This is a genomic window from Microbispora sp. NPDC088329, from assembly GCF_040685655.1.
GTDB lineage: Bacteria > Actinomycetota > Actinomycetes > Streptosporangiales > Streptosporangiaceae > Microbispora.
This window is the reverse complement of record NZ_JBFBIP010000001.1, coordinates 630826-645578: the sequence shown is the minus strand read 5'-3', so window position 1 is coordinate 645578 and position 14753 is coordinate 630826. Positions and strand designations below refer to the sequence as shown.

Here is a 14753-nt window from a genome sequence, read left to right as displayed (position 1 = left end):
GGTCGGCTGGTCTCCCCCGGCCTGATGGGTGTCGATCAACTTTCCTCCTCTGCGATCTCGGGGATGGTGAGGGCGATCTGGCCGCATTCGTGGCACTCGACCAGGCCGCGCAGGGGGTCGAGCCACAGGACGTTGAGCGCGCCGCAGACCGAGCAACGCAGCCCGTCGAGGAAGTGCGCCAGGCCGTTCATGCGGCCTCGCTTCGACCGCCGTACTCGGCGACCATCTGCCGGATGTCCGTGTCGGAGACGTACGTAGCACGGACCCGGATGGGATCGGGGGAGGTCTCCAACCGGACATAGCCGATGCCCGCGCCCAGCTCCGGGACCGGTGAGATGTGGTCGGCGAGGGCTCCCCGGTCGCGTGCGCCGTCGCCGAGGACCATGTCCACCTGCTCGGACTCATCCAGCCGCAGGGCGATCTTGTCGGGGAACAGGTTGCGGATGTTCATGACCTCCTTGCGCGGGTCCTGAAGCGCGGCCATCACGCCGACCCCGACCGCCCGGCCCTGCGTGGTAAGCGTGGCCAGGGCCGCCGTGATGCGCTGACGAAGGCCCTTGTCCGACTGGTAAGCCGTCAGGAAGGCGACCTCGTCGACGAGCACCAGGACGAACGGGTCATCGACGGTCGGCGTGTGCGATCGCTGGCGGCCGGCGAACCGGTCGGCCCGCTCCTGCATCACCGAGACCGCCTCGTCGAGCAGGTCGGCGCACTCCTTCGGATCGGCCGCATACCTCGCGCCGAACAGCGCGCGGCCGAAGGACAGCTCCATCCGCTTGGGGTCGAGCGCCCAGACCTGCACCAGGCCCGCCCGCATCGCGGGGAGCAGGCCGCGGATCGTCGACCACAGCCACGAGCCCTTACCGGCCCCGGTCGCCCCAGCGATCAGGACGTGCGTGCCGTGGACCTTGAGCCGGTACGGCGTGCCGTCCTCACACCGGCCGATCTCCACCGCCCCCACGGCCGAAGACTCGGGAATCGGTATGGCGGGCAGGGGTTCGGCGAGTGAGTCGCGGCGGGGGAAGGTGAGCACGAGCCGCCCGGCCTTGGCGACGGCGACCCGGCAGGAGGGGGAGCCGAAGCCGTGGGCCAGGTGCTCGGTGCGGTCGGCCCAATCCTTGACGGCCTGCCCGGACAGCATGCGCACGGTGACGCGGTCGGCCCAGCCGTCGCACTCGACTCGGACGAGCCGGGGTAGGTAGTCGCGGCCCTGGAGGTGACGGCCGAGCCCGGACACGATCATCACCGGTTGCCAGTGCCGCCGGTAGATCCACACCCGGCGCCAGAAGGCCAGCAGCCGCCAGCCTAGGAATCGCGCGAATGATGCCCGGTCGGCCAGCATCCAGCCGAACAGCAGCGATCCGGGGACGGTGACGGCGGCCACCGCGACGGGCCAGCCGTACCGGACCCAGATCACCCCGGGCACGGCGAGCACCGCAACCGCGATGGGGTGGACGACGAGGGTACGGACGAGACCGGCGACCAGACGGCCGAGGAAGACCAGGACGGTCAGGATCGCCGGGGTCTGGACGACGGCCGGTTTGAACACGACCGCCGTGTCCGGCGTGGTGGACACGAGGTTGCGCACCTCGCCACCGGGAAGGCGCTTGAGCATAAGCTGAACTCCTCTCTTGTGATGCGCAGTCAGGGAGAGAACTGAGGGGCCGCCGGAAGTTGCCGCTTCCAGCGGCCCCGCTTGCGTGTCAGGCCGCCGAGTCGGTGGCCTGGGCGTGTTGTTCGGCGTGCAGGCGTTCGCAGTCGGCCAGGTACCGCGCGGCGGCGTTGAAGATCTCCCGCGCGATCTCCAGGTCTTCTGCGGTGACCGGGCCGGCCCCGGTGGTCGAGACCGTCACGTCCGCCTCGTCGGACTCCAGGACCAGGTACGGCCGCCCGGACTCCAGCACCCGAGCCCGAGCCCGAGTGATCGAGGCGTAGAACGAGATCCCGATGCGGGGCCGCTGACCGGGGTCGATCGACATCGACACGTGGGTGTACGGGCCGCGCGCCATCAGGCCACCCCGCGCCCGTTGGCCAGGCCGTGAAACCGCCGCTCGACCGACCGGGCGAACGAGGCCGCCTCACGGGCGAGCTGCCGGGCGAACTCGACATCGGCCGGGCTGACCTGGTCACTGTCGGAGGTGGTCACGAGGACCGAGGTCGCGCCGAAGTCCAGCGCCAGCACCGGCGTCCGGGCCGGGTACGGCAGGGTCTTGGCCGAGGCCCCGCACCCAGTGTTGAGGCTGATCACGGCCGAAGGCCGCACCGTCCGCCGCCCCATCACGCCGCGTCCTTCGCAGCGCTGCCGGTCTTGCCGGCTGATGCCGAGCGGGGAGCCCGCATCGTCCGAGCCGAGATCGAGTAGGCCAGCCGCCCCGTCGCCTGGTGCACGTACGGCTTGACCTCCAGCCCGTCGAACTCGGCCGGGGCCAGCGGCACCCCGGGCAGCGACGGCGGGACGACCGGTTGAACCTCGGCGAGGATCTTCACGGTCACCGTCTTCTGCGCGGCCTTGAGCGAGGGGTCGGCGTCCATCACCGGGACCTGCCACACCGGAAGCCCGGTCAGCTTGTCCTTGGCCTGGGTGTCCCGCTTGGCGTCGAAGTCCTTCGCCGCGCTCACCTCGCCCACGACGTAGCAACCGTGCGGGAACAGCAGCTCGAAACTGATCGGAATGGGTCCTTGCAGCGCCATCGTTCACCACCTCCTTGTCAACCCCCCTAGACAGTGGCGGCCGGTTCGCGCGAGAACTGTCTAGGGGGCTATGCGGATGAAGATAGCAGCGCTCCTCCACGACTGTCTAGGGGGGTTGACGTCCGAAGTCGAAGGAGTGCACTCCGAAATGCGGTAGCGCTTCCTATGTTGGCGCGGGAGAGTGATCACACATAGCCTCTTGAGAGGGTGACTTGGAGTGATGGCATCGATTGATCTGGGCGGGAACGAACGGCTGGAGTTCGAGCCTGCCCGAAATGTCCTACGTCTAATGCCCGCCATAGGAGGGGCGCAGATAGAACTGCGACTTAGGGCAAGTCGAGCAGGTGAGCCGCGCTCCGCTAGCCGGTTCGCAGTATCGGCGGCCCTGAACATCAGCCGGTCTCAGCAAGGCCAGAGGATGCTGTGCCAATTGGAGGCCGAGCAGCTCATCGCACCGACAGTGCGGCAGACCGAATTCCATCTCGTGGGGTTCGTAAGTGACGATCAGTTGAGAGCCGCCGAGGAACTACGCAGAGGTGCAGAGCTGTGGTTCACTCTCGCACTCCGCGTCAGGACGGTGGATGGTGAGCTACCCACCCTTGTCTCATACTCAGGACACCTCACCTTCCCTGTCGAAGCGGGGGAGTGGAGTTCACAACTCGAGCGTGTCGATGCAGGCTCTTTCTTTGAAGTGCTGGTCCCAATGCCGGAGGCCGCGGACCATGCGGCCGCCGTTCGGCGTCTGCAGGAGGCACGACGGTTGCTGCGCGACAACCAGCTCGATGCAGCGCTTGGCGAAGCCCGCAAGGCCCTGGAGCCAGTCCTAGAAGCGGTACGAGCGCAGGGTCTCGCCAAGGGAGCGTCTGAGAAACGAGCTCGTGAGCGAACCCTCAATGAGCGCTTCGCGGTCCTTGTTGAGGACGTTTTCTCTCTGCTCAGCGGGGCCGCACATGACGATGAGATCACAAAGGATTTTCAGTTCACGCGTGCCGAAGCCCTCGCACTGCTCGCCACTACGGCTGGTCTGGTGAATCGGCTCGCCCAGCAGCAAATCTGAGTGTCACACGGATCGAAAGTCCCCAGCTCGATGCTGGAGATAGGCCGCTGTTGCATCATCATGCGTTTTGCTGCGTGGCCAACGTTCGCCGTGGGGATCCGAGTGCTCCGCCTCACGGACTCGGCGGACAAGTTCGGCCGGGCCGTCTTGGGCCAGGACGTCGAGGAGCTGTCGCCAGGTCATTAGGCCATAGCGGCTGACGGTGTCGGCAGTCCCGTCGGTGAGCAGGGCCGCAGCGCGTACCTGGTCGGCGGGGATGGTGCCGATGAGGGCGTGGTCGGCGGCGAGGGGGTCGGTGGAGGCGACCCAGAAGCCGCCGTCGCGGTTGCGGTAGGTGCCGAGGGTTTCGACGTACTCGCGGCGGGCTTCGGCGTGTTCGGGTGTGCCGCCGCGCAGGCTGTCGAGCCGGGTGCGGTGTGGTGAGGCGATCTGTTCTAGCCGGTCGTCGCAGATCACGATCGGCTCGGGCGTGCCGGTGTCGAGGATGAGGGTGCTGTCGCCGAGGACGAGCCAGTCGAGGTGGTCGGCGGCCTGGCGGAGCATGATGACGGTGGCGGAGGGGGAGCCGCCGTGGGCCAGGTCGCAGGTGAAGTCGTGCAGTGAGGTGACGTGCTTGATGCCCTGGGCGAGGAGTTCGGGCAGGGGGCCGGCGCTTTGGGTCATCTCGGCGAGCAGGGTGGAGCCGAGAGTATGGGAGTACCACCGCACGCTGTGCGAGCAGGCCGAGGTGACACCTGGGGGGATGCTAGCGCCGTCGAGCAGGACGACGGCGTCGGCAGTGGCGCCGATGAAGTCTTCATTGGGCCGGCCGGGGTAGGCGGGTTCACTGGCGAAAGCGACGCGCATCAGGTGTCCTCGTGCCGGTAGAGCGGGCTGGCCAGTTCCGCCCGCACTGGTTCCCCGGTTTGCGGGTCGTATTCGACGCCGACCACGCAGGAGAAGCGGCGGTCGCCGACCTGCCCCCACAACGTGGCGATCTCGCTGGCGAGCAGGTGGATGACGCCGAGGGAGCCGTTGGGGTGGATACCGGCGATGGCCAGGAACGAACCGTTGCCGTCCGGCCGCGGCAACCGGCCGAGGAAGGCCGAGTCGGTCGGCTGCGCGGGGTCGAGCTGGGAGCCGGATCGATACTCGCGGCCCGTACGCGTGTCCACAAGCTTCCAGCCGGTCTCGTCGCGCTCCCAGTGAATGACCGGGTCGGCGTCGTACGCCTGGCGCATGGCATCGGACATGCGGGGGCCGCAGATGACGAGCAGCCCTGGGCGGTTGAGGTCGATCTGCCCGTCGACGGTGACGTTGTCGGTTGCGACGGTCAGGCCGAAGGTCCGGGCGAGGTCTTCCAGGCGCTTGCCGGCGCGCATGTCGTCAAGGGCGACCATGGAGCGGCCGGTCGCGGCATCGTGCCGGAGCGGGGTCACCACGGTTACCGCCCCGATGCCGAGGAACGCGCCCTCAGGTGCAGGGCCGGTATGACGGATCTGGTGGATACGCCCACGGGACAGGCCGGCCTTCTCGGCGATCTGCGCATACGACATGCCCTGGGCGTGGAGTTCTTGGATGACGCGGCGGCGCAGGCGAGCCAGTTCGGTGACTTCTTGCTGGGCGGCATTGAGTCGTTCGGTGGCGACCCGGAGCAACAGATAGGGATCGTCGATCGCGGCGATTTTATCCAGGTCACTCGGTGGCACAGTTCCTCCTCGGTGGTGCTCAGCCGAGTCTAGGGCCCTAGACGAAATGCCGTCTATCCCTCTTGACAGTACGCTTTTGGCGGGTTTGCCGGTTGGGTCCACGGCCCGGATCGCTGAGCGCCGGTTAGGGACACCTCGCGGGCTCACCGCGTCATTCCCGTCAGCAAGCCCGCCCAGATCTCATGCGCCTGGGCGAGCGGCCAGCGGTGGGTCTCGTGGATCTCGGGGGCGTCCTCCTTCTGAAGGGTGCGCCGGATGAACCCCTGCCCGCCCGCCTGGCACAGCTCATACACCATGGCCAGGCAGTCGCAGGTCCAGGCGAGCACTCGCACCCGCGCTCCGCCCGAGGGCTCAAACCATGCCAGCTTCGTGCATCCTGACTGCCGCCGATCGGGGACGTGCGGGCTCACGCAGCTCATGGCCGGCACGCCGCTGCTGCGGCGGCTGCGATGGGGTCGACCTTGAGCAGCGCCCAGACGGTACGGCCGGCCTGGTTGCCGTACACGCCCCAGTTGTCGGCCAGGTTGGAGACCAGCAGCAGGCCCCGGCCGCCCTCGTCGTTGCTGGGCCGGACGAGCCGGGGAACTTCGGGGCCGCCTTCGTCGGTGACGCCGAGCCAGACCTGATCAGGTTCGGCCTGGATGCTGACGATGAACTTGCCACCGAACCGGGCCGAGGCGGTGTGCCGGACGGCGTTGGTCGCCAGTTCGCTCACGATGAGCTCGGCCGACTCGACGACCGGCCAGGCGCCGAGGGTTGCGGTGATGAAGCGCCGGGCTTCGGTGACCGAGGTGGGACGGCCGAGGAAGTGCCGGGACAGGCGCCATGGGGGCATGGAACACGCTCCGTCGTATAGGGGGCTAGACATGCCTTCGACGTGAGCGTATGACCAACACTAGAAGTATCTCAAGGAATACGACGCATAAATGCGTCAATCCTCGAGCTGCTTCGCCAACTCCCGGAAGTCCGCCGCGATCTCGCCCAGCAGCGCCCGCAACTCTTCCCCGTACAAGGCCGAGCCCGCGAACGCCTCGAAGGTCTCTTCATGAGCGCCGATCTCGGCCGCCTCGGTCAGGGTGAAGTCACCGGTCAGGCTCTCCACCACACTCACGGACCCATCGAAGATGGTGAAGCCGTGCAGCGGGAAGGCCGGAGCCTCCACTCTCCAGGGCACGACACCGAGCCGGACATGCGGCAACGTCGACACCTGGGCCAAACGGTCGAGCTGCGCCAGCATCAACGACGGCGTCCCCGGCCAGGTACGCACGGCGCTCTCGGTCAGCACGAAAGCGAACCGCCGGCTCTCCTCGAACAGCACGGCTTGAGCATCGACCCGTACGGCGGCAGCCTTGGCCGCATCGTCCTCATCGATATCCCGGCCGATCGCCACCGCCAGCCGCGCATACTCCGCCGTCTGTAACAGCGCCGGGACCATGGCCGAGGAGAAGACCGCCATCCACTTCGATGAGCGTACCCGCGCAGAGTTCGCCGCTTCCCGGCCAGCCAACCCACCTTTCATCCGGGACACCTCATCACGCAGCCGCACGAGCAACGTCTCCAACTCCCGCCGCGCGTCCTGGTCGAGCTGGAGAGCCCCGGCCACCCGCTCAACCGTCTCCGGAGTCGGCAACAGCCGCCCCGTCTCCATCCGCGAAATCGTCGGCTGCGCCACCCCGGCGAGCTGAGCCAGCTCCTTACCAGTCAGTCCCGCATCCTTGCGCAGCCGCCGCAGCAGCTCACCGAGCTCTCGTAGTCGGTCCTGTCGAGCCTCCACCCAAGCGTTCTACCACGAGAGCGGCCACTGTTTCCCGAAGAGGGATTCGTCGAGGGGCCATGAAAGCTACCCTGCGACAGGGGTATAGCGAGGAGGCTTCTCATGAGGGCGATCTCGTCCGCAGAGCTGAAGAAGGTTTATTCTCTATCGGGCGGGCTGTGTGCTTTCCCTGATTGTAAGGCGCCGAGATCCCTCGATGACGGGACGCCATTGGTGGAGGTCGCCTATATATCATCTCCCATTCCGGGTGGGCTTCGGTATGACAGTAATAAGCCGATGGTCGAACTCCGTTCGTATGACAATCTAATCCTTCTGTGTCCAAGTCATCATGTCCTGGTTGATCGTGACGCAGAGAGATATACGGCCGAAAGACTAGCGAGTATGCGTGACGATCACGTCGCCCGCATACAGGAAGAGATTTCTTCACGCCTTAATCGCGCTCCAGGAATTCCTCGTGTGGAAACTCCACCATTGCCGCCCACTTCGCGAGGTGCCGATAGGCTAAGAGGTGCTCTGGAGATATGGGAGAAAGAGCATGGCAACGGAGATGAGGAGTTCTGGCAACAACTTTTTTGCAACTACCCAGAGGTCCTTGCGGTACCGCTCGAAGGTAGGGCTTATTCGCTGAAATCAAAATGCTATGTGGGTGGTAAGTCTATCGCAAACACTGGTGGAAATATAGCGGACTTCATAGCTCAGTATCGGGATAATGTCGCTGTTCTAGAGATCAAAACGCCGGCGACGAGGCTGATGGGTACGCAGTATCGCGACAATGCGTTCTCTCCGTCTCGGGACCTGGTCGGCTCCTGCGTGCAGTTACTCGAATACAAGTCGAGCCTGATGGTCAATTTGCCAACCCTGACGCTAGCTGCAAGTGACTTGCGAGCACCGGCCCCACGAGCTGTACTGATAATTGGCAACACCGAAAAAGAAAGGCTCTCTGGGGCCCAGTTGAGATCGTTCGAACTATTTAGAAGTGGGTTTCCCGATGTCAAGATAATTACGTACGACGAGCTATTTGAGAATGTGAGGATGCTGGTCAACGTTCTCGCGTAGAGAAACTGGCGACTCTGCCAACGGGGGCCGGGTTGTCTAGTCCCACGACATGATTGACAGTTCTGTCCCACCACATGCTTGACGGGCACCCTAGGAAACATGACCGGCCTTGCGGGGCCGGGCCGCTTTGACGCTGCGGACGGGCTGGGTGGTGGCGCGGCGGACCACGCGGGTGTCGTCGGGCAGCTCAATCGTCAACGTGGTGTCGCTGACGTGCACTGTGACGATGGCACGGGCGTGGATGCGGCCGAGGGCGACCTTCTGCCCGACGACCATGATGACGCCGCTGTTGCTGGCCACCCGCTGCACCGTGACCGGCTCGGCCGAGGGCCTCGGTGGCGGCCCAGCAGGGCGGGCGTCGCGCAGGTGCCGTACCCGGTCCCAGTCGATCGGGTTGGGCCGGGTGCGCAGCAGCTCGCGGGTCTCGGGGTCGAAGAACATCAACGTGTGTTCCTCGATCCGGACGGTCACCCGCCGGCCGTTGAGAATCTCGGCGGCCAGCACGACGCGCCCGGCCAGGCTGACCGTGCCCGAGTGGCTGACGGTCCGATCCACCTCCACCGCCGTGCCCGGCTCGGCGGGCGGCAGCGGCGCCGGCCCGGCCGCGCGTCCCCCGCCTGCGGCAAGTTTGGCCAGGTCGGCGTTCGACAGGTGGGAGCGGAAACTCTTGATCCGCACTCCGGCAACCAGCAGGTGGATGACGTCGGTGTCGGCCCAGAACGTCACCATCACCCCGGCCCGGTCCGGGCCGAGCCAGAACTGCCGGCCCGCCACGAACATGTTGCCGCTGGCCGGGACGACGCGGTCGAACTCCACCGGCCCGCCCGACCACGCCCTGACCGGCTCCTCGCCGTCGACCAGGTCCGCGGGCTCGGCGAGAGCGGCCGGCGAAGTGGGATCCGGCGACGGGGACGGCTGCTGCGGGGCGCGCTGATCGACGGCCTGGCCGTCGATTGCCTTGAGCGCGCCGGGCAGCCGCAGCGGCAGCAGCTCCTCCCCACTGTCGGTCGTGGGCGCGAATCGCTCGGCCGGGCATGCCATGCCGATCGCCTGATGCGGCCGCCGGGTGTTGTACTCGACCGCCCAGGCGTCGACTGCGGCCTGCGCCGCCGCCAGGTCCTCAAACGGCACCGCGTCATCGAGCAGCTCGCGGCGCAGCGTCTGGTGAAAGCGCTCGACCTTCCCTGTCGTGGTCGGCGAACGCGGCTGAGTCAGGCGATGCGTGATGCCGTTGTCGCGGCAGATCCGGTCGAACAGCACCTCCCCGCCCTTGCCGAACCGGTCGGTGAACTGCTTGCCATTGTCCGTCAGCACCTCTTCCGGCACCCCGAAGGCCTGCAGCGCCGCCGCGAAGGCCAGGCACACCGCCCGCCCGGTCGGACGAGCCACTACCTGCGCTATCACGCAGTAGCGGGAATGGTCGTCGACGCCGCTGACGACTTTTGCCTCACTCCCGTCGGCCAGGAACACCCCGCCGACGATGTCCATCTGCCACAACTGCATCGGCGCAGGCCGCTCCCACCGCAGGTAGTCCTCCCGGCGTTTGCGCCGCTGCCGCGGATTCACCAGGCCATGGCGCACCAGCGCCCGATACACCGCCATCCGCGACGGCACCGGATCCACGCCCAGGCGCTTGGCCTCGTGCACCAGCCGGACCGGACCCCACCGCGGATGCTCACGCCGCAGCTCACACACCATCGCCTCCACCTCCGCCGATAACTGCGACGGCGACGACTTCGGACGACGGGAACGGTCGACCAACCCCGACAAACCGGATTCCCGATAGCGGCGCAGCCAGGAATGCATCGTCTGCCGCGACACCCCGACCTGGGCGGCGGTCTCGCTCACACTCGCCCCGGCGAGGACCGCCAAAACCGCCCGATAACGCTGCTCGACAACCGACAAATCGACCAGGGCCAATCCCGGCCTCCTGACGCGCGCCATCCGCAAACGACGCACGAAAGATCGACCGAAAACGGCACCTGTCAAACATGTCCTGGGACTGATGTGTCAAGCATGTCGCGGGACAGGACACAACGGGGGCCGGGTGTAGTGCCGAATTGTTCTTGTAGGTATCAAGGGCGGCGCTCCGCGCCGCCTCGCGGCCCTGCGCCCGCTCGGCGGCCGGGCATGCGGCCTGGGGGCCGGTCCCGGCCGCCAGCAGCGCGAAGCCGCTCCTCTGGAGCATGCCATTTCACGCTCACCTGAGGAACGTCTGGCTTTCAAGACGTACCTGTGGTCGGAAGGCACCTACCAATCAGAAACGGAAGCCAAGCAAGGTAGAGCTGGCGTTTGAGTCGTCCAGTTCTCTCCTGACATAGCGGCGCCAGTCGAGCCCCAGCTGTGCAAGGTCGTCGGTTGGTAAGTCATCAGTATTGAGCAACGCAACGTACTGAAAGTCGTACCGCTCTGCCTGCTCCTTGGCATAGTTCAGAGCCAAGGCGACTTGGCGCTCATCCACACCCTCGTACAGGATGCTGTCGTGGACCAGGAAGCCGGGACGGTTCAGCTGCGCTGACCAAACTTGTGTTAGAGCGATGTCGTAAGCATAGATTGCCATGTTCTCTACGCCATCAGAGCCCGACCGAGGCATCTTAGTTTGGAACGTATAGCCGTTCTCGTTCACGCCGAAATTCAAAGTGCCCGGATTGTCGTACAGGTATTCTGTGGCAGCCACGAAATTGGCTATGACAGCGCTCCAACGGGCTCTTCGCTCAGCTCTATCTAGGAGGGCACGGCTAAGCAGGGCTTGACGACCCGAAGCCACGTTAGCTTCATCCGCGGTAACCGTCTCTAGGCTAGACAGCCGATTATCCACCACCTGCAGGCGCTCTAAAGTACGCCCTAACTTAACTTGGAGCGCCCCAAGCTCTTCTACTGCGCCTCCAGTATTAAGCATACGTAGACGAGTGGACCGTTGTTGGTCCAGTTCGGCAAGACGTTGCTGATTGTCATGCACCTGCTTACGAAGCCGGATTATCTCGTTACTTAAATAGTCCCGACGATACTGAGTTACCTGTGAATGAAAAGCGACGACCTGGTCTAAGTTTCGGCTGAGCTGCTCAGGGAACAGGAGACCTGCCTCTTCGAAGATCTGCTGCACCTTGTCCAAGTCTCCAGACGACTCGGACTCCATTTGCTCTTCGTACTTCTCGAGCATTTGAGACAGGATCGCAGACTCGTTGGCCAAATCGCGCATCTGGCGCGTTAGCGCGCGGGCCTCAGTCTCTATGACCTTGTACTCCGGCACGACCACGAAGTTTGAAACCTGCTCTTCGAGTCGCCGTTGTTCTGCGATCAGTCGAACTCGCTCGTTCTCAAGCTCATACATGAGCTCGCGATTACGGGTAGCCGAGCCTTTGTTGATCGTACGGATAGCTTTCTCTTCCTCTCGTAGCTCCTCCCACTGTGATGCATAGTTCCAGTTCAGGCCTACCAGATACGCATTGAAAACCTGCTTCTGCCAGGTTCTAACTTGCCGAGAGGTGGTGAATGGGTCGATATATCCGTCTCGGTCTGAGCGGGCAAAATAGGTAATCAGAGCCCGGAATGTAGGTGAAAACTTCTGTGTGACTATATCCTTCCCGAGGCCGAAGGTTACGGACCCCAAGAAATCTTTCCATGCCTTAACGGATAATGTCTGTCCTTCGTCTGGGAACATCCGGTTCTCGTCTTCAAGTCCGAGCTGTCGGAGGTTGCCAGATACAATAACCTGATTGGGCGCGCTGAAAGATCTCCGAACGTGAATCCTGGCGCCATCTATCTCAAGTTCCAGACCGAATTGCCAGTCGCTATTTCGGAGCTGGCTGATAACGCTTTTTGCGGTCAGGGAGGAGCCAAGGCAGAAATGAAGCACTTCTATAAAGGTGCTTTTTCCAACGCCGTTCCGCGAATCATGCTCGCTCGAACCCTCGCTTCTTTCTGCGAGGATTAAGTTGAGCCCGTCATTGAGGGTGATTTCTTGGAAGGACGGCTGATTGGCATAAACCTTGCGTATTTTTAATGCCGCCATAGTAGCGTTCCCTCATGCAGGTCGACAAGTCCGACCGCGTATAAAAAATCTAAGGATAAAATGAAGCGCTCATAAGAGATGTGCTTTTTAGCCTTCACTTCATCCCAGAGGGAGGAGATACTCATTCCGCTTCGCCTAAGCGTTAGAATCTCCGCCGCCTGCCCTAGGATTGAGTGCGACGTCTGAACGTACTTGTTGGGTGCGATCATGGTACCGTCTCGAAGAGGTCGCAGATCTGAAACAGATGTGAGACCACCGCTAGGCCAGCCGCATGTCTTTCGAAATCCTGTACTCCGCCGGCCGCGAAAAGCTCTATGAGGAGAAATAAGGCATCCCCGCGCAGGCCATTGGACCAATGCTTATCGTACTCCGCGCGAAATCCTGCGATCAGTCTCCGCGGGAAATCGGCGTCCACATAAGTCGCCATATTTGCTAAGTAGCTCGCGACTTGAGGTGCCTGCATCAGACCCATCTGGATCTTTTTTGCGCTCCTAGGGCTCAGGCCGTTGATAGTCAGCTTCTCCTCAGGAGGAACCGCGATCATCTGCGAGGAATCGGCTAACGAGGTAGATATAATCTTTTTGCAGACTACCTCTAACTCGTCAAATTTGATGTCGCTCATCTCGCGCTCAAGCCTGCTATTCACCCAGTCTAAATGTCTTTCCTTCATCGCGGCCAGGATCTCGTCGGGATACTCCTCTGGCTGGCCGTCGACTAGACGATGACATGCTGCACATAGTAGTAGCAGGTTCTCAAACTTGTTACGGCTTTTTCCATCTAGGGAAGAATCCGCCCTCGGGCCGCCATCAGAAAATGCTCGAATGTGTGCGATATCGCCCGTAACGGTTGGGCCGCTAAGTTCGGTGGCGGGATAAACAACGCGTTTCCGGCAAGTCGGAAAACAGCATCTTGCGGCGGTTAATCCAAAGAGCTGCTTGATAGTTTGCTCTGAATAACTTCTGCTTTTCATTATCCCCCCTCCATCACCTTTGCATTATTTAGGATACTCGCGTAACCGATCCCCGAGTAGGGGAAGGACTTGGATCTTGCCCTTCTTGATACCTAGAAACCGGACATATAGGTACTTATGGGATTAAGCGTGCATTGATAGTCCGTTTTAGACATCCAGATATAATGCTCTTCTTGGACGGTGAGGGCAGCACTGGCAATGACCCGGGTGTTATCTGCTGGGCGGGAGGTGTGCGCTTTGTGCGCCACAAGCCATGTCCCGGATTGGGTCGGCATCAAGTCAGTCATGTCCTACTCCGTGCATGATCCGATGGCCCTTCGTCCTCCTCGCTGTCCGAGTGTCCCGGCCGGGACCGCCGAGTCAAGGGCGCCTACGGCGTCGCTACGCGATCAGCTTCGCTGACCCTTGACACGGCGGCCCCGGCCTGGGGCAGGCAGCTACGAGGAGAACGGGGGCGGACCAGGAAACGAGCCGCGCGGGCCCCTGTCTGGGCAGGTCGGGTCGCGTGATCGCCGTGCCATTAGCGTGCCATTAAGGGCGGTCAACTGGGGGCACTCACGGTCGCTCGCGGACTGCCTCTCGCCCAGGTCGGGGCCGTATCCCCTGGTGATCAGGCCGATTTGCAAGCAGGAAGTCAGGGGTTCGAATCCCCTAGGCTCCACCCATTCAAAAGCCCAGGCCAGGGGCCGTTTTTCCCGCCTGGGCTTTGATCGTTAGTCGGCCTTCGCGCTCTTCCGTGCCCGTTGCGTGCCCGATCCACTCTTGAGTTGTCCTCGCGCGAGGCTGTCGAGCTGCTTAGCCCCCTGGTGCCGCCGCTCGTCCGCCACGTGTTCATCCTGCTCTGAGGAACTGTTCAAAGGCTTCCCGTGCCAGCGCGGACACACTCTTGCCCTCTTGCTCGGCGCGGGCCTTCGCGCGTTCACGCAACTCCTCCGGGAGTCTGAAGGAGACCCTTGGGGAATGGGTGCCCTCGCCTGTGAGCGATGGACGTCCGGGACGACTGGTCGGCACGGGTACGCGGCCCTCATCGATCGCGCGATGAACGTCACCGATTGCGTCCCGCACGTACTCGTCCGTGATCAGGTTGCCTTTGGTGTCGTGGATCTCTTCGGAGTCGCTGTCGATATCGGAGTCGTGGTCCAGGGCCAGTTCGATGTCTTCGGGTGGCCAGGCTGCCTGGTGCTCAGTCATGGCGTCCTTCTCCGTAGCGCGGTCGGCATCACGTGGATAATCACTAGAGCTTTGTCGGTGAGGATGCCGATCACCTCCAGCTCTATGCCCCGATCGTCGGGGCCGATCCAAACCCATCGATCCTCCAGGGTCGGGTCTCTGGCCGGCACGATCACTGGGGGCCCAGATCGGACAACATGCAAGGCATGCGCCTGCCCGATGCGGTGCCTCCTCGCCGACTGGTAGAAGCGCAACTTCTTCATGCCCATATTATGTCGGACACAACCTCTGTAGGTAGGGGGTTCCGGTCTACAGCGAGCTGATCATCGAGACGG

Annotated in this window: 17 protein-coding genes and 1 pseudogene; 2 read left to right on the top strand and 16 right to left on the bottom strand. The window is 63.6% G+C overall.

Annotation, left to right across the window (positions count from 1 at the left end):
* Positions 1-35 precede the first annotated feature (35 nt).
* The 5 genes from AB0O28_RS03235 to AB0O28_RS03215 form a co-directional block, all read right to left on the bottom strand.
* Entirely contained in the window at positions 36-191 is a 156-nt protein-coding gene (locus tag AB0O28_RS03235) for a hypothetical protein (protein WP_363635711.1), read from the bottom strand.
* Positions 188-1615 carry an FtsK/SpoIIIE domain-containing protein gene (locus tag AB0O28_RS03230; protein WP_363635709.1) on the bottom strand — a complete coding sequence of 476 codons (1428 nt, stop codon included), beginning with the start codon at positions 1613-1615 and terminating at the stop codon, positions 188-190. Before AB0O28_RS03230 ends, AB0O28_RS03235 begins: the two co-directional genes overlap by 4 nt.
* 88 nt (positions 1616-1703) lie before the next feature.
* Complete coding sequence (locus AB0O28_RS03225; RefSeq protein ID WP_363635707.1) at positions 1704-2009, bottom strand: hypothetical protein; 306 nt, start codon at positions 2007-2009, stop codon at positions 1704-1706.
* The gene (locus AB0O28_RS03220; protein WP_363635705.1) at positions 2009-2278 is read right to left on the bottom strand and encodes a hypothetical protein; all 270 of its coding nucleotides are present in this window, start codon (positions 2276-2278) and stop codon (positions 2009-2011) included. Before AB0O28_RS03220 ends, AB0O28_RS03225 begins: the two co-directional genes overlap by 1 nt.
* On the bottom strand, positions 2278-2691 hold the full coding sequence (locus tag AB0O28_RS03215; protein WP_363635703.1) for a plasmid replication, integration and excision activator: 414 nt from the start codon (positions 2689-2691) through the stop codon (positions 2278-2280). Before AB0O28_RS03215 ends, AB0O28_RS03220 begins: the two co-directional genes overlap by 1 nt.
* A 430-nt stretch (positions 2692-3121) precedes the next feature.
* On the opposite strand from AB0O28_RS03215, the gene AB0O28_RS03210 reads away from it, so the two are divergent.
* Positions 3122-3748 (top strand): hypothetical protein, encoded by a 627-nt coding sequence (locus tag AB0O28_RS03210; protein WP_363635701.1) that lies wholly within the window; start codon positions 3122-3124, stop codon positions 3746-3748.
* Between the two features lie 3 nt (positions 3749-3751).
* Here AB0O28_RS03210 and AB0O28_RS03205 read toward each other — a convergent pair whose 3' ends face one another.
* The 5 genes from AB0O28_RS03205 to AB0O28_RS03185 all read right to left on the bottom strand — a co-directional run bounded on the left by AB0O28_RS03205 (position 3752) and on the right by AB0O28_RS03185 (position 7210).
* The gene (locus AB0O28_RS03205) at positions 3752-4594 is read right to left on the bottom strand and encodes an integrase (protein WP_363635699.1); all 843 of its coding nucleotides are present in this window, start codon (positions 4592-4594) and stop codon (positions 3752-3754) included.
* Positions 4594-5436, bottom strand: a complete 843-nt coding sequence (locus tag AB0O28_RS03200) for a sigma factor-like helix-turn-helix DNA-binding protein (RefSeq protein ID WP_363635697.1) — start codon at positions 5434-5436, stop codon at positions 4594-4596. The genes AB0O28_RS03205 and AB0O28_RS03200 overlap by 1 nt, the downstream gene beginning before the upstream one ends.
* Before the next feature lie 143 nt (positions 5437-5579).
* Entirely contained in the window at positions 5580-5768 is a 189-nt protein-coding gene (locus tag AB0O28_RS03195) for a hypothetical protein (protein WP_363635695.1), read from the bottom strand.
* An 83-nt stretch (positions 5769-5851) separates the two neighbouring features.
* On the bottom strand, positions 5852-6271 hold the full coding sequence (locus tag AB0O28_RS03190) for an ATP-binding protein (RefSeq protein ID WP_363635693.1): 420 nt from the start codon (positions 6269-6271) through the stop codon (positions 5852-5854).
* A 96-nt stretch (positions 6272-6367) separates the two neighbouring features.
* The gene (locus tag AB0O28_RS03185; RefSeq protein ID WP_363635691.1) at positions 6368-7210 is read right to left on the bottom strand and encodes a helix-turn-helix transcriptional regulator; all 843 of its coding nucleotides are present in this window, start codon (positions 7208-7210) and stop codon (positions 6368-6370) included.
* 102 nt (positions 7211-7312) lie between these two features.
* On the opposite strand from AB0O28_RS03185, the gene AB0O28_RS03180 reads away from it, so the two are divergent.
* Positions 7313-8266 (top strand): Shedu immune nuclease family protein, encoded by a 954-nt coding sequence (locus tag AB0O28_RS03180; protein WP_363635689.1) that lies wholly within the window; start codon positions 7313-7315, stop codon positions 8264-8266.
* Between the two features lie 1017 nt (positions 8267-9283).
* Here the strand turns inward: AB0O28_RS03180 and AB0O28_RS03175 are convergent.
* The 6 genes and pseudogenes from AB0O28_RS03175 to AB0O28_RS03150 form a co-directional block, all read right to left on the bottom strand.
* Positions 9284-10180, bottom strand: a pseudogene (locus tag AB0O28_RS03175) (IS481 family transposase); the annotation flags it as partial.
* A 343-nt stretch (positions 10181-10523) separates the two neighbouring features.
* A complete protein-coding gene (locus AB0O28_RS03170) occupies positions 10524-12278 on the bottom strand; it encodes a DUF2326 domain-containing protein (protein ID WP_363635687.1) in 1755 nt (584 codons plus the stop codon).
* Positions 12266-12487: an ABC-three component system middle component 6 gene (locus AB0O28_RS03165; protein ID WP_363635685.1), complete on the bottom strand. Its 222-nt coding sequence runs from the start codon at positions 12485-12487 to the stop codon at positions 12266-12268. The genes AB0O28_RS03170 and AB0O28_RS03165 overlap by 13 nt, the downstream gene beginning before the upstream one ends.
* On the bottom strand, positions 12484-13248 hold the full coding sequence (locus AB0O28_RS03160; RefSeq protein ID WP_363635683.1) for an ABC-three component system protein: 765 nt from the start codon (positions 13246-13248) through the stop codon (positions 12484-12486). Before AB0O28_RS03160 ends, AB0O28_RS03165 begins: the two co-directional genes overlap by 4 nt.
* Positions 13249-14079: 831 nt before the next feature.
* Positions 14080-14439, bottom strand: coding sequence for an Arc family DNA-binding protein (locus tag AB0O28_RS03155; protein WP_363635681.1), 360 nt, complete (start codon positions 14437-14439; stop codon positions 14080-14082).
* Entirely contained in the window at positions 14436-14681 is a 246-nt protein-coding gene (locus AB0O28_RS03150; RefSeq protein WP_363635679.1) for a hypothetical protein, read from the bottom strand. Before AB0O28_RS03150 ends, AB0O28_RS03155 begins: the two co-directional genes overlap by 4 nt.
* Positions 14682-14753 lie beyond the last annotated feature (72 nt).